Below are 14,193 nucleotides of genomic sequence, written 5' to 3' on the forward strand. Positions count from 1 at the left end.
CAGGGGTCGCCGGCCCTGGTAGCGACTCCCTCAGACGTCCGGAAGCTCGCCCAGCAACGCGAAGCGATCACCTAGATGGGCTTCCACAGCCCGTCCGATGGCCAGCAAACGCGCATCCTGGCCTGGCCCGGCCAACATCTGCATCCCCACCGGCATACCGATGGCGTCCAGGCCAACCGGCAAGGTCAGACCGCAGGTACCGAGGAAGTTACCGATGGCGGTATTGCGTAGTGCCAGCATATTGGCCTTTTGGTACGCCCCCTCGCTTTCCAGACTCTGCAAGGTTGGCGGAGTCGATATCACGGTAGGCATCAACATGGCATCCACCTTGGCCAGTCGTGTCTTGCCCTCGTCATACAAACTGGCGATCTGCTCGCGACGACGGACATACTCCCATGCCGGCATGGATTCCGTGGCCATGATACGTGCCGCCACACTGGGATCCAGGCTGGCGATTCTCTCCGGGAAACGGGTATTGAGGAAGGCAGCAAGTTCGACAGAGGCCACGCCACCGGCTTGAAAGAGCTCGAAGGCTTCCTGGGCACGCGGAAGCTCCAGACGGATGATGCGCGCACCGCCCTGTGCCAATCGCTCGATGGCAGCGTTGACAGCCTCGGCTACACCGGGGCTGCACCCATCCCAGAAGTAACTATCAGGAACTCCGAATACCAGCTCGGACAAAGGGGGAGGCGTGATTTCACTGCAGCGACTGCCTCTGAGAGATGAGTCCAGCGCCGAAAAGGCAAACGCGAGATCATCCACCCGGTTGGCAAATAATCCCGGGCTGTCGAGGGTGGAAGAAAGTGGCACGATCTGATCGGTAGGCCAACGCCCGACCGTCGTCTTGAATCCCGCCACACCATTCATCGATGCCGGCACACGCACCGACCCAGCGGTATCCGTTCCCAGAGCCAGGCTGGCAGTCCCCGACACCACCGACACCCCTGCCCCGGCACTGGAACCTCCGGGCGTTCGATGCTGCATGGAATCCCAGGGGTTGCGAGGCGTCCCCCAATGCGGATTCGTTCCCAGGCCGCCAAAGGCGAATTCGACGGTATGCGTCTTGCCCATCAGGCTGGGCAACTGCCTCATCAATGCAGTGATGATGGGCCCTGACTGCTCCCACTGGGCCGGGAGGCGGCGCGCGCCCCCGGCATAGGTCGCATAACCAGATACTGCGTAAAGGTCCTTGACCGAGACAGGGATCCCCATGAGCGGGCCGGCATCCGCCCCATGCTGCAGCAGAGTATCGGTGACGCGAGCAGACTCAAGCGCTCGGTCGCCACGCCAATCAATATACGCATGATCATGAAGTCCCCGACGTGCGTACTGTTGCGTGGCGACCTCGGTGAGTTCGAGGGCCCGCAAGGTACCGCTGCGCAAGCGCTCATGCTGCTCGCGAAGAGGAAGGAAGATCGCCGAATCGTGCATTGAGAGTTTTCCTGAAATGGCAATTGGTTGGCGTTGCTCTTGAATTGAAGATGAGCAAGGCACCAGCACCGCCGAGGTACATTCGCGACGGTGCGATGGGATGACGTAGGAAACAAGACAAGCGTTGGCAGGCGAGACCAGGTGCGGTCCCCGACATGCTGTCTTACCCGAGAAGGAGTTCCGGAAGGAACAATGACAACTGCGGCACGAAGGTGGTCAGCATCAAGGTGGGCAACCATGCGAACAGTATGAAGATTAGGGTCGGCCCGAGCATCTTGACAACCGGGGTATTGGTCACGCGTGCCCCAAGGTACAGATTGGGAGCGGTGGGCGGCGTGACATTGGCCATGCCGAGGTTTACCCCGAGGACGGCGGCAAAATGGATCGGATCCATGCCGACACTCTGCGCAATGGGCAGTAGCAAAGGTGTCGCCAGCAGCAATCCACTGATGTCATCCATCATCATGCCAATGATGATCAGCACCAGGTTGATCATCAGCAGAATCATGATGGGATTATCCGAAAGGGAGTACACGAAGTCGTGCGCGATTCCCGGGATGTCCTCGAAGATCAGGAAGCGACTGACGATCAGCACCATGAAGATCATGCTCATGACGACGCCGACGGTAATCCCCGCCTGCAGCATGGTCGAACGGAATGTCTTCCAGGTCATGCCACGATAGAGATAGATGGCAACGGGGATCGAGTAGACCACCGCCACCCCCGCCGCTTCCGTCGGAGTCATGATGCCACCGTAGATTCCCCCCAGGATGATCAAGGGCATCAGGAGCGCCGGCAAGGCAGTCCTGGAGCGAGCCTTGAACTGGAAAGTGAAGTCCTTGGGACGCTCGCTCAGGCGCAATGTCTTGCACTTTCGCAACTGAAATTGATTGACGATACATAGCAAGGCAATCAGTACGAGCCCCGGAATCAAGGTGGACAGAAAGCACTTGAGAACGGACTGCTGAGAGACCCAGGCATACAGAATGTGCGATGAGCTGGGTGGGATCAGCATGCCAAGCGGACTGGCATTGGCGATCAAGGCCGCACTTAGTCCCTCAGGATACCGAGCGCGGCGCAGATGCGGCATCATCACGCCACCAATACAGGTCAAGGTTGCACTGCCGCTGCCTGAGATGGAGCCAAAGATACCGCTGGCGATGACAGTAGCCACGGACAGTCCACCGCGTATATGGCCCACCAGCAGCTCCGCCAGTCGCACCAGTGGTTCCGCGATCCTGCCGCGCTCCATGATCGCACCAGCGATGATGAACAGGGGGATAGCCAGGAGGACGATTGAATTCATTTTCCAATGTCCAGACGGCAGATATCCCGAGACATCGAAGTCGCCAAAGCTGGCAAGAAAGATCATCACGCCACCGAAAGCAAGCGGGACCGTGACACCGATCAACAGCAGCATGACCAAGGCTATCAGACTACCAAAAATTACCATGACATCACCTTTCAACCGGGATATGAGGAGAGTGGGAAAGGTTGCCGGGACCATTTCTCAATAATGAATAGAGGTATAGCGCAGTAAAGATCGCCATCATCAGGAAGCCGATCGCAATACCCAGTCGTGGCACCATGAAGGGAATCTTGAGTGCAATGGATGTCTGCCAGTTGGGATAAGCCTGCACTTCTTCCGCTACCATCGAGTAGCCCAGATAGGTCAGGTAGGCAAGAATGACCAACTCGATAGCCTTGACGACCAGAAGGCGTATCCACGCCAACCGTGCAGAGGTGATGAAGATGCCCAGGATGTCGGCATTGATATGTGCATGATGACGAGTGGCTACAGCACTTCCCATGAAGAACATCCAGAAAGCGATGGTCATCAACCACTCTTCATAGGCAAAAAGATCGGCATTGAAGCCATAACGCAGAATGACCACAAAACAGAATGTCAATGCCATGATCACACCGGATACTACGATGATGGTATCCATGATGGCATGGACCATAGAGGGGAGCCGTACCTCGTTATCAGGCGCGCTATCAATTGAGTTATCCATCGTAAACCTGCTATGACATGACGCTCAAAGACGTGGTGGGAGGAAAACATGAAAGAGGGATGGGTCGTGAGGCCCATCCCGTCATGTCACTTCAGATCTTTCTGAAGTCGGTCCAATACCTCTTGCCCAACGACTTCGGCCATGCCCGGCCAGATGGCCTCCCGCACGTGATCTCGCAACTTGTCTCTCTGCTCAGGTGTAGGAGTCAGAATCTCATAACCGGCATCGACAAGTTTCTTGGCATAGGCCTCGTCATTGGCCTTGTTCCAGGCGAAGTATTCATCGGCGCCCTTGTCGAAGGCTGCTTGCACCACCTCTCGTTGCGCGTCGTTCATCTTGTCCCAGGTCTTCTGTGAACCATAGAACGTGGAAAGCTCCATGAAGGCGTTATAGTCCACGAAGTACTTGCCGACCCCTGACTTGGCAAAGATGGCATGGGCAGATTGCTTGGTACAGCAGATGGCGCCATCCACGACACCAGACTGCACCGCTGCGAAGATTTCCGCATAAGCCATGGTCGTGGTGTTGAAGCCCAACGCTTGCATCGTGTCCTTGACAGCATTGGATGACCAGACACGAATATTCATGTCCTTTGAATCCGTACTGGCAAAGTTCTCTGGCCGCTTCTGCGCTACCAGATTCGAGAACCCTTCCGGGTTATTGGCGATCATCCTCAAGCCAAGCTTGGCAAGATGCTCACCGATTATCTGATTGAAGGCGGAATCCGGGTTACGGACTGTCTTCTCCATCTCATCCCACGAACTCACGAGATAAGGCATGGAGTTGATTTCGAATGCAGGATCCTTGTGCGAGTAGATGAACCCCATCACAAAATCGATATTTCCTCGGATGGCACTTTCCAGAAGCTGCTCACCAGACCCCAACTGATTGGCAGGAAATACGGATACCTTCAGGCCCACATCTGCCGCCTCAATCTCCTCGGCGATCTGCTTCATTATCGTAGTGCCTTGATGCTCCACTGGCAGCGTACCCGCCAGCTTGAGGCGCAGCGTATCGGCCATCGCCGGAGATGCCACCCCCAGAGACACCATGCTGGCCAGTCCAAGACACATCGGTCCAAGTGCATGTAGCGTTGTTTTTATTTTCGACATCATATGACCCTCGGTCGTGATTCAATCAAGAAGACACCAAAATATATCCGGGTAGGCGTCTGTCATCAGAACGTTTGACACCTTCAAAGTATGCGAGCACCACTACGATATCAATGGACCTGGTGACGCATAAAGTCGCCCTAAAAGCGACAACTAGCGACACCCTGTAGACACGACACATCTATGCTTTTTTTATAATTTACAGATACTTGTGTGGTAGGGGGCTATTGATAAACTGTGTTGAAAGACATGGAGCGCTCTTGATAGCTACAAAGAGAAAGTAAGACCGAGCTGTTAGAAAATGAATTGCGGCAAGAGAGTGTCGAAAACCCATATCAATCAGGAAGGTCAGGCCACAGATACCGTCAGGCTCCCTTTAACAACATTGACATGCGCCCAGACACTCTTGCGGGCATCCTGCATCTCGATGCCCCAATTCCCGAATTCACCACCCAGCCCTTCCGTCAATGCCTCGCCAGCAGGCTGATAGAGAACGAGTGGAAGGAGGGCGAGCTGAGGGAGGAGAAATCGGGAAATGTCGCGGCGGGGTCACCCAGCCTGTCTCTAGTGGCCTATCGAACTGGTCATTTTCCCAGTGAGTCAGTTTTTCGCAGGGAGGATGTTCAGCAATTTTCGAGTGTCAAGGATTTACTACTCCATCAGCTCTCGCTTCCTTGTGCCCGCGATCTGGGCCTGGTGGAGAAATGCTTCATCCTGCCCGGCGTCGGCCCGCTAGCCTCGGCACGTACCGCCGAATGGATGCGCCGCCATGTCCCCGGCATGCATATCCCGGACTAGGTAGACGAACGCCTCAAGGGTGCCAAGGATCAAAAGGCGGAAGGCCGTGACCTCAGAATCGAGATAATCCAGCGATTGCGTGAGATCGAGGGTAAGAGTGGCGTGCATATCATGGCGCACCGCCAGGAGGCCTTCGTGCCCTAGAAGCGCGCGGGCATTCTGGGGGCGCGTATGCCATGGACACCCGAACCTCGCCCAACCCTTCGCCGTAAACCCGCTGGCCTGTGATTGATAGCGTCAAACTTCAGGAAGCAACGACAGAGTGATGACCCACAACGATATTGATCTTACTCAGTAACCATGGCCCCCCCCCCTAAGCGATCATTCGGGCTTCGAAGGCCTCTGGGCTGATCATTCCGATGGCACTGTGCCGGCGATGCCGGTTGTAGTTCAATTCAATATATTCGAACACCTGTCGTTTCATCGCTTTCCGGGGGTGAAATCGCTCGCCGTGAATCGCCTCGACCTTGAGACTGTGGAAGAAGCTCTCGGCACAGGAATTGTCATAGCAGTTTCCCTTGGCGCTCATGCTGCAGTGGAGGTCGTATCGGGACAGCAACGACTGATAGAGAGTCGAGCAATACTGGCTGGCGCGATCTGAGTGCACAATTTCATCTCTTGGCATCTTTCGATACCAAAGAGACATCTTCAGGGCATCAGCGGCCAAGTCGGCGATCATCCGTTCATTCATCGCCCAGCCGATGACTTTCCGCGAGTACAGATCGATCAATACTGCCAAGTAAAGCCAACCCTCGTTAGTCGCCAAGAACACTCACCCTTCTACTGGCAGGGCGTCGGAAGGTGCACGGAGCATGTCGGTAAGCAGCAAGCATTTTGTAGTTTCAGCGGTGCGGCACTAGACCAGCAAATACTAATGATATAGATTATCATTCAAATTATCGTAAGATATTTCACTATCTGCGTCGCTACTTGAGGGATACCGTCACTATGCGCAACATCTTGAATGCGGCACCAATTCACCGATGGTGCATGGCATTGTCTCTAGCATCGGCACTGGCCATTCCTCAACTCTCACAGGCGGCTTCTCGCATCGCCGTGCTGGACCCTGGCCATGCAGAGATAATCGTCGCGCTCGGCGCAGAGGAACAACTGGTTCTGGTACCGCAGGACCCCACTCTCGCCCGGGGATTGCAGGGAGCTGAGCGCTTCCATCGCCAGCCTTCCATCGAGGGACTGCTCGCGCATGAGCCCGACCTGTTGATTGGCGGCAATCCCCAACGGGACGCCAATGTCATGGAGCAGGCAGAACGACTGAGCATCCCTCACGTGATGCTGGAACGCACCCTGCCCGCCATCGAACGAGTGACAAGACTCGCAACGCTGATCGGGCAGCCAGAGCGTGGCCAGGCCTTGATCAGGCGTATCCAATCCGGCTATGCCAGCGCCGAGGCCATAAGCGAGACAGGTGCTACGCCGCGCCTGCTGCACATCTCCAGCGCCGGAGCCGGTACCAACGGCACCGTCACGGGAGCAGGCGCCGCTACCTCTGCCGATGCCCTGATCCGACGCGCTGGCGCCATCAATGTCGGTGCCGAAGCAGGACTCGACCGCTATCAGACCCTCAGTGCCGAAGGGGTAATGGCCATGGCGCCCGACGCCGTACTGGTGTCAGAGCTCGAGCTAGCGGCGCTCGGCGGTAAGCAAGGCATCTGGAGCAAGGTACCGGGTCTTGCACACACACCGGCGGCCCGTGAGCAACGCCTGATAGTGCTGGATCATGCCGCCATCAAGTTCGATGGGGCCAGCAGCGGCCTTGCCACCCACTCTCTCGCCGAGGCGCTGTACGCCCCATGACGCATCTCATCTCAGGGCTGGCCTTGCGACGGCCTGCTCTCACCCAACGCCTCTATCCGGGTCTGGCGCTTGCGGCACTGGCGGGGCTGGGCATCAGCCTCACGACAGGTGTGGTATCCCTACCGTTTCATGAGGTGCTGTCTGCACTGGCCGCCCCCTGGGCTGACGACACCGACCACGCGCTTGCTCATGCTGTGCTGTGGGAGCTTCGTCTACCGCGCGCCCTGATGGCCTTGCTGATCGGTGCAGCTCTGGCCGTGGCCGGCGCCGCCATGCAGGGGCTCTTTGGCAATCCACTGGCCGACCCGGGCATCGTCGGCGTCAGCAGCGGCGCCTCTCTCGGGGCCGTGATGATCATCGTGTTGCGCATCGATACTCTGGGCGCCTGGACGCTACCCATCGGCGCCTTCTGCAGTGGATTCGTCACTACCTGGTTGATCTACTTGCTGGCCAGGCCCACCAGCAACGGTGGTGACAATTCTCGCCTGCTGTTGATCGGGATCGCCATCAATGCCGTCGCCGGCGCATTGACCGGTTACCTCACCTATCTGGCCAGTGTCGAGCAACTGGAAAGCCTGATGTTCTGGTCGATGGGATCATTGGCGCGTGTGTCCTGGCTGTCGGTCATGATCATCGCGCCACTCACGCTGCTGGGTCTTGTGCTGTTGCGACGTCAGGCCGTGCCACTGGACCTGCTCGCCCTCGGCGAACGCCAGGCCCGCCATGCCGGTGTCGATGTCAAACGCCTGCGACTCAAGCTCATTACCCTGACCGCGTTGCTGACAGCCGCCGCCGTCGCCTTCACCGGCACCATCGGCTTCATCGGGTTGGTCGTTCCGCACCTCATGCGTACCCTGATTGGCCCCGGCCATCGCCATCTCTTGCCCTTGAGCGCCCTGGGAGGCGGAATCCTCTTGATGCTGGCCGACCTGGGAGCGCGCAGCCTGGACCCGCCCAACGAGATCCCCATCGGAATTCTGACTGCCACGCTCGGCGGCCCCTTCTTCCTGTGGCTGGTCGCCAGACGACGCGGTCCGGAGGCGAGCTGACATGGTGAATCTGCATCAGGTATCACTGACGCTCAACGGCCTCCAGCTGTTGGAAGACATCACGCTGGCATGCCCAGCTGGCAGCCTGACGGCACTGATCGGCCCCAATGGCGCAGGGAAATCGACCCTGCTGGGGCTGATGGCCGGTGATCGTCTCCCAAGCCAGGGCGAACTGAGGCTGGAAGGCCGCCCCATCGCGGAGTACAGCGTTCGCGATCTTGCCGCCAGGCGCGCCGTGATGCCACAGGACAACGTGCTGCGCTTCGCCTATCGAGTCGATGAAGTCGTCGCCATGGGACGCGCCCTGCGCGATCTCCCGCCGAACGAGGATGACGCCTGCATCGCGAAGGCCATGGCCGATGTGGAAATCCAGCATCTTGCCAGCCGCGATGCCATGACCCTCTCCGGCGGCGAACAGGCACGCACCACCTTTGCCCGAGTGCGCGTCCAGGAGGCCTCGCTGCTGTTGCTCGATGAGCCGACCGCAGCGCTTGATCTGCGCCACCAGGAACGCCTCCTGCAACTGGCCGCCCAGTGGGCCTCACGCGGGCACTGCGTGGTCGCCGTGATGCATGACCTGAATCTCGCAGCCGCTCATGCCGATCGACTGGTCCTGCTCGATCAAGGCCGGCTGGTCGCGCAGGGCTCACCCTGGCAGGTACTGGAGCAGCAGCGACTGTCTCGCGTCTACCGCCAGCCTGTCTGCGTGATGACTCACCCTCACCGTCATTGCCCGGTGGTCGTCACGACCCACCATGCTCACGCCCCGCATGACGCTCTTGACCCCCAAGAGCCTCTTGAGTCGCAAGACTTTCTTTAACCCCTGGCATCTCCTGAAAAGGCCTCCTCATGACCGACACTCTGAATCGTGCCAACGTAATGCACACCCTCGAACGAGAACATACCCTGGCGCGCCACCAGGCAGAGACACGCCGCCAGGAACGCGAGGCCCATGCAACCAGCGGTGACAGTGGCGCCGCGCTGCGCCGCTCCGGAAAAGGCTTCCGCGACGCCAGTCATTTTCAACATGCCTACCTGTCCATCGACCCGGCCCAGGGCGCATTGCTGTACATGCTGGCGCGCGCCGCAAAGGCGCGTCACTTCGTCGAGTTCGGCAGCTCCTTCGGTATCTCCACCCTCTATCTGGCCGCGGCCGCCGAAGACAATGACGGCCAGGTGATCGGCAGCGAGTACTACGCCAACAAGCGAGAGCACGCTCTGAACAACCTGCGTGATGCCGGCCTTGAGCACCGCGTCGACATCCGCCTCGGGGATGCAATGGAAACCCTCGCGAATGTTGACGACAGCATCGACTTCCTGTTTCTCGATGGCGAAAAGTCGCTCTACCTCCCTGTACTGGCCCTGCTGAAACCCCACTTGGCGCCCGGCGCCTTTGTGGTCGCCGACAATCTGGATCACTTCGAGGGCGTGCCGGGTGATTTTCGCCACGAGATCCAGCACGCAGAGGACTTCACATCGCGTCTGATCCCCTTCGGCAAAGGCATGCTCAGCGTTTCTCGCTATCGGGATTGATTTCTGCGCAGCATCGAGCCGGCCCACAAGAAGGCCGGCCTTCCAATGCCCCCCGTGACTCCTTGAAACCAATAACGATCAAGGGACCCCACACACCTAATGAACCAGCCCCATACGCTCACCGTCTGCTCTCGTCGAGTTGCCGCCAGTTGCGCCTCACTGTGCTGTCTCGCTGGTAGTGTCCAGGCACAGGAAACCCTCGAATCGCTAGAGACCATGACCGTCACCTCCGCCTCCGCGTCCGGCTACGCCATGGACCCCATGAATGCCCCCGCCAGCATCACGGTCGTCACTCGCGATCAGCTGGAGGGCAAGTCATATCGGGACATCAGCGAAGCGCTGCAGGATGTGCCTGGCGTCTACGTAGACGATGGCCCGTCCAGCAAGGGAGGCACGGGCGAGATCTCGATTCGCGGCCTGGATGCCAAGTACACCCTCATCCTGGTCGATGGCATCCCCCAGGGCTCCCAGCAGGCGTATTACAATGGCTATGGCTCGGGCGCCGAGTTCGGCTGGCTGCCTCCCATCTCGGCCATCGAGCGCATCGAGGTAATTCGCGGCCCGATGTCGACCCTGTACGGCTCCGATGCACTGGGCGGGGTCATCAATGTCATTACCCGCCCCACCGGCCGGGACTGGAGCGGCTCACTGAATCTCGACACTCTGGTCCAGGAAGACTCCGATTCCGGCAACCGTCACAAGGCCCAGTTCCGCGTCAGCGGCCCTCTGATAGAGAACCGGTTGTCCGCGACAATCATCGGCTCCACCCTGCAGCGTGATGAAGACCATCGCGAAGGTGGCTACAGCGACTTTGAGCGCCACGACCTCAATGCCAAGCTGGACTGGACCCCCGACACCGACAACCGGCTCTCGCTGGAAATCGGCCGAGGGACCCAGGACACCCTGGCCGATGTCGAACGCACGGGCAGCGACCACGATCTGGAAACTGAGCGCCAACACCAGACTCTGCGACATACCCACGAATGGGAAAACGGGCTGACCACTCGCAGCTATCTGCAACGTGAAACGCTTGAGCAGGATGACAACAGCTATCACTCCACCTACGAACGCGTGACGGCCAACAGTGCCACCGTGATGTCCTTCGGCGCTCACCTGCTGACGCTAGGTGCCCAGTACCGGGAGCAGAGCACGGAAAATCCGGGACGTGGCTTCGGCGAGGAGAATCTCGAGCGCTGGGACATGGCATTGTTCGCCGAGGATGAGTGGTTCCTGACCGAGCGTTTCGCCCTGACGACCGGTGTGCGCTGGGTCGATGACGAGAATTACGGCGACGAGATCGTGCCGCGACTGTATGGCGTCTATACCGCGACACCGCAGCTGACCTTCAAGGGTGGGGTGAGTGCGGGTTACCGAACCCCGGACCTGAAGGAAGGCGATTCCAATTGGATAGAGGGTGGCGGCGGGCCTGGGTGCGCAGACTGTCGCAATGTCGGCAACTCCGATCTTGAGCCGGAAAAGAGCACCACCTATGAAATCGCTGCCCTATGGCAAGGCGATGACGGGCTGAGTGCAGGCGCGACGCTCTACCACACCGATTATCGGGACAAGATCGACTCCCCCGTGGTCTGCGACACGCGCGAGGGCGATGCCAGCTGCCTGTATCAGGGGGATGACTACACCGCGATCTATCAGTACATCAATGTCGACAAGGCCACCGTCAATGGGGTCGAACTGAATCTGGGGATGCCGTTGGGCGAACGCGTCGACCTGCGAGCCACCTACAGCTTCACTGACAGCGAACAGCGCAGCGGGAACAACCAAGGATTGCCGCTAAATGACCAGCCTCGCCACCGCGCGACCCTGGGGCTGGACTGGCAGGCCTCTCCCCGCACGCGGGTATGGTCCCAGGCTCGCTTCAAGGGAGAGGCAGAGCAGGTCGCCACCAAAAGCGGGCTTAGCGATGCCTACCCCAGCTATACCCTGGTGGATATCGGTGTCCGTCATCGACTGAATTCGACCGTCACACTCTACGGAGGCATCTACAACCTCTTCGACAAGACCATCGATCAGGACACCTACGGCACAGTGCTGGATGGCCGCCGCTTCAATACCGGACTACAGGTACAATTCTGACGTTCGGGCACCAATACGACCCAAAAGCGTCTGACACCCAGTAACACCGAGCAGCGGATGGGCCCTGACTGCCATCCGCTGCTTCTCGTGACAGCGCGCCGCGCACTCTTTTCTTCATCCAAAGGCGTCTCGATGTTTCCTCCGACTGACTCTGATCACAATTCCTCCCTGCCGCCCTCTGAGGTATCCAATGCTCTGCCACTGGGCATGCCAGCGACACGCAAGCTGTCTGCCCATGACCTGAGCCTGGTAACCCTTGCCCTGCTCGACGAGGAGAAAAGCTTCGGCAGTCAGCTAGGGGATCGCATCGACGCGCTCTCCAATGGCTTCTATCGCCCGAGTCCCGGCATGCTCTATCCGGTTCTCAAGAGTCTCGCCGAGCAGGGACTCATCACACAGCGACGTGAAGGACGCCGCAAGTATTACAGCCTGACTGAGGAAGGCAGCATCTACCTGACGACACAACGCACCAGTGCCCAACGGGTCACATCCCGACTGGACTCCGCAGGACGCAAACTCAATGCCTTGTTCGCCGACCTGGCCCATAGCCTGGGAGACGAGACGCAAGCCATGCCGCTGGCACAGGAGCTGCTGACCGCGCGGATGGACATGAAAGCTGCCTTGCATGAAAGCCGCGGCGCCTCGCCTGAAGCACAGCGACGCATCCTGACACTGCTGCAAGAGACTACTGCGCGAATTCGTCAGGAAAGTCGCCAATAGCCTCGGGAGACACAAGAGTATCAGGCAGCTTGGCGTCGAGAGCCCAATTGTAGAGGGTTGTTGCGGTGACGCCTTCCTGTTCGGCCAATTCCGGGATTGTCATGCTCATAGGCGGCGCCATCTTCTTGAGGATGGCTTCCTTACGCTCTGTGGAATAACGCACGTTGAACACCTCTCAACCCGTTTAGGTGACAACTACGCTGGCAGATAGGGCGTCTGATACGAAAAAAACAAACCTTCTCAGGAAACAATTCTTTACAAATCGGACTTCGTCGCTGAACGCTTCTTTCTGATGCCCGGTTTAGTGACGCTTGAGGGACTATATACCAAAGTATTAAAAAAGACACGACATCATAAAAATATCATATAATAAAAATAACCTAAAGATCTTGGACTAAAGCGAGAAACATAAAATTACCTGGCCAAAAAACAGCAAAAGGGAAAATAAGAAAATATTTAAATTAGAAGGGTATGAAAAAACACATTAGAAAACTCTGCTTTTTTGAAAAATAAAAAATATTGTAAATTCAGATAGATAGAAACATTTGGCGAAAAAAATATTACTTTTTTAAACAATAAGAAGACAAAAAACACAGCTATTTCCTCGTAGCTCTAAAGAAAATTAAAGAAAATATAGAAGAAAACATTTCTATCAACACAAGCTATCTCATGGCAAAAAGTATACTCAAAGAAAATAAAAAATCAGCTAATTCTCAAAAAATACATTGATTTTGTGCACTTTATTCGAAGCTGAAAATAACTTTACAAAGCTCTCTAAACACTATTTTTTCCCTGATCACACCTCTAAAAGCAATTTGTTTGTTCAAAAAGACTGTGCTAAAAGTTTTCTATCTGCAGAGGTCGGATGATCGGGTTTCGCAACGAGGACATCCTTTCTGGCCTTACGTGAGCTCATCAAGCAATTTATTCAGGAAAGGCTTTATGGACATCAAGCTGCATAAGCAAGCGACGACGACACCGGAAATTCTTGCCGACACCCAAATAGCTCCTGCCGGTATGTCCAAAAAATATCATGCTCGTCAGTTTGGGGTCAGCGTCTCATCTACCCAGCGCTGGCGTCATCGTGATGATGTCCTTAATCGTCCCAAAACACGTCATAACCTACTGCCGACTCTGACCTCTGAACAAGAAGAGATAGTCATCGCCGCTCGGGCACTACTACGGCTGGGACTCGATGATCTACTTGTTGTTGCTCGTGAATCCCTGAATCTCAATCTGTCACGTTCCGCGCTCCAGCGTATGCTCAAACGACGTGATGTACCGACTCTTGCCCAGCTGGCGCGTCAAGACGCGGAACAGAACGAGAAGCCCAAGCACCGGCCTTTAATGGATTATGAACCCGGATATGTGCACATTGATATCAAGCACTTGCCCCAAAGGCTTGATGGAGATCAGAAGCGTTATCTCTACATCGCGATTGATCGTGCCACTCGGTGGGTGTATCTGGAGGTCAGATCTAGTCAATCTACAAAAGAGGCTCGTGTATTCATGAGATGCGTGGAAGAGAGGGCTCCCTTCACTATTTGTAGGGTGCCGGATGATCGGATTTCACAACGAAGCTATCCTTTGTTAGCCTCTCGTGAGCTCATCAAGCAATTGATTCAG

The 14,193-nt window shown here is 57.0% G+C and carries 13 protein-coding genes and 1 pseudogene; 8 read left to right on the forward strand and 6 right to left on the reverse strand.

Features of this window, described 5'->3' with window-relative positions; genetic code table 11:
- Positions 1–30 precede the first annotated feature (30 nt).
- The 4 genes from QQF40_RS15250 to dctP form a co-directional block, all read right to left on the reverse strand.
- The gene (locus QQF40_RS15250) at positions 31–1,431 is read right to left on the reverse strand and encodes an amidase (RefSeq protein ID WP_285461826.1); all 1,401 of its coding nucleotides are present in this window, start codon (positions 1,429–1,431) and stop codon (positions 31–33) included.
- Positions 1,432–1,594: 163 nt separating this feature from the next.
- On the reverse strand, positions 1,595–2,884 hold the full coding sequence (locus QQF40_RS15255) for a TRAP transporter large permease (protein WP_285461827.1): 1,290 nt from the start codon (positions 2,882–2,884) through the stop codon (positions 1,595–1,597).
- Between the two features lie 4 nt (positions 2,885–2,888).
- Positions 2,889–3,380: a TRAP transporter small permease gene (locus QQF40_RS15260; RefSeq protein ID WP_285461828.1), complete on the reverse strand. Its 492-nt coding sequence runs from the start codon at positions 3,378–3,380 to the stop codon at positions 2,889–2,891.
- A gap of 152 nt (positions 3,381–3,532) precedes the next feature.
- Positions 3,533–4,561: a TRAP transporter substrate-binding protein DctP gene (dctP, locus tag QQF40_RS15265; RefSeq protein ID WP_285461829.1), complete on the reverse strand. Its 1,029-nt coding sequence runs from the start codon at positions 4,559–4,561 to the stop codon at positions 3,533–3,535.
- Positions 4,562–4,948: 387 nt separating this feature from the next.
- Here dctP and QQF40_RS15270 point away from each other — a divergent pair, with 387 nt between their 5' ends.
- Entirely contained in the window at positions 4,949–5,356 is a 408-nt protein-coding gene (locus tag QQF40_RS15270) for a hypothetical protein (protein WP_285461830.1), read from the forward strand.
- 313 nt (positions 5,357–5,669) lie between these two features.
- Here QQF40_RS15270 and QQF40_RS15275 read toward each other — a convergent pair.
- Positions 5,670–6,125: pseudogene (locus QQF40_RS15275) on the reverse strand (IS3 family transposase); the annotation flags it as partial.
- Between the two features lie 221 nt (positions 6,126–6,346).
- On the opposite strand from QQF40_RS15275, the gene QQF40_RS15280 reads away from it, so the two are divergent.
- From QQF40_RS15280 to QQF40_RS15305, 6 genes are all read left to right on the forward strand, one after another.
- Complete coding sequence (locus QQF40_RS15280) at positions 6,347–7,171, forward strand: heme/hemin ABC transporter substrate-binding protein (RefSeq protein WP_285461831.1); 825 nt, start codon at positions 6,347–6,349, stop codon at positions 7,169–7,171.
- Complete coding sequence (locus tag QQF40_RS15285; protein ID WP_285461832.1) at positions 7,168–8,220, forward strand: FecCD family ABC transporter permease; 1,053 nt, start codon at positions 7,168–7,170, stop codon at positions 8,218–8,220. The genes QQF40_RS15280 and QQF40_RS15285 overlap by 4 nt, the downstream gene beginning before the upstream one ends.
- A 1-nt stretch (position 8,221) precedes the next feature.
- Positions 8,222–9,040 carry a heme ABC transporter ATP-binding protein gene (locus tag QQF40_RS15290; protein ID WP_285461833.1) on the forward strand — a complete coding sequence of 273 codons (819 nt, stop codon included), beginning with the start codon at positions 8,222–8,224 and terminating at the stop codon, positions 9,038–9,040.
- A gap of 29 nt (positions 9,041–9,069) precedes the next feature.
- Positions 9,070–9,753 carry an O-methyltransferase gene (locus QQF40_RS15295; protein WP_285461834.1) on the forward strand — a complete coding sequence of 228 codons (684 nt, stop codon included), beginning with the start codon at positions 9,070–9,072 and terminating at the stop codon, positions 9,751–9,753.
- A gap of 216 nt (positions 9,754–9,969) precedes the next feature.
- Positions 9,970–11,847 carry a TonB-dependent receptor domain-containing protein gene (locus QQF40_RS15300; RefSeq protein WP_285461835.1) on the forward strand — a complete coding sequence of 626 codons (1,878 nt, stop codon included), beginning with the start codon at positions 9,970–9,972 and terminating at the stop codon, positions 11,845–11,847.
- A 132-nt stretch (positions 11,848–11,979) separates the two neighbouring features.
- Complete coding sequence (locus QQF40_RS15305; protein WP_285461836.1) at positions 11,980–12,567, forward strand: PadR family transcriptional regulator; 588 nt, start codon at positions 11,980–11,982, stop codon at positions 12,565–12,567.
- On the opposite strand, the gene QQF40_RS15310 is transcribed toward QQF40_RS15305, so the two are convergent.
- Positions 12,533–12,730, reverse strand: coding sequence for a transposase (locus QQF40_RS15310; RefSeq protein WP_285461837.1), 198 nt, complete (start codon positions 12,728–12,730; stop codon positions 12,533–12,535). The two genes, QQF40_RS15305 and QQF40_RS15310, sit on opposite strands and share 35 nt — an antisense overlap.
- Before the next feature lie 779 nt (positions 12,731–13,509).
- Here QQF40_RS15310 and QQF40_RS15315 point away from each other — a divergent pair.
- Positions 13,510–14,193, forward strand: a 684-nt coding sequence (locus tag QQF40_RS15315; RefSeq protein ID WP_285461838.1) for an IS481 family transposase, incomplete at its 3' end; no start/stop codon positions are given.

Source organism: Cobetia sp. LC6, from assembly GCF_030264805.1.
In the GTDB taxonomy this organism is placed as follows: Bacteria; Pseudomonadota; Gammaproteobacteria; order Pseudomonadales; family Halomonadaceae; genus Cobetia.

Bases quoted from the DNA above. Each gene is read 5' to 3' on its own strand.
- dctP (WP_285461829.1), bottom strand. From the start codon at position 4,561: ATGATGTCGAAAATAAAAACAACGCTACATGCACTTGGACCGATGTGT.
- QQF40_RS15305 (WP_285461836.1), top strand. From the start codon at position 11,980: ATGTTTCCTCCGACTGACTCTGATCACAATTCCTCCCTGCCGCCCTCT.
- QQF40_RS15280 (WP_285461831.1), top strand. From the start codon at position 6,347: ATGGCATTGTCTCTAGCATCGGCACTGGCCATTCCTCAACTCTCACAG.
- QQF40_RS15295 (WP_285461834.1), top strand. From the start codon at position 9,070: ATGACCGACACTCTGAATCGTGCCAACGTAATGCACACCCTCGAACGA.
- QQF40_RS15285 (WP_285461832.1), top strand. From the start codon at position 7,168: ATGACGCATCTCATCTCAGGGCTGGCCTTGCGACGGCCTGCTCTCACC.
- QQF40_RS15255 (WP_285461827.1), bottom strand. From the start codon at position 2,884: ATGGTAATTTTTGGTAGTCTGATAGCCTTGGTCATGCTGCTGTTGATC.
- QQF40_RS15300 (WP_285461835.1), top strand. From the start codon at position 9,970: ATGACCGTCACCTCCGCCTCCGCGTCCGGCTACGCCATGGACCCCATG.
- QQF40_RS15270 (WP_285461830.1), top strand. From the start codon at position 4,949: ATGCGCCCAGACACTCTTGCGGGCATCCTGCATCTCGATGCCCCAATT.
- QQF40_RS15260 (WP_285461828.1), bottom strand. From the start codon at position 3,380: ATGGATACCATCATCGTAGTATCCGGTGTGATCATGGCATTGACATTC.
- QQF40_RS15290 (WP_285461833.1), top strand. From the start codon at position 8,222: ATGGTGAATCTGCATCAGGTATCACTGACGCTCAACGGCCTCCAGCTG.
- QQF40_RS15250 (WP_285461826.1), bottom strand. From the start codon at position 1,431: ATGCACGATTCGGCGATCTTCCTTCCTCTTCGCGAGCAGCATGAGCGC.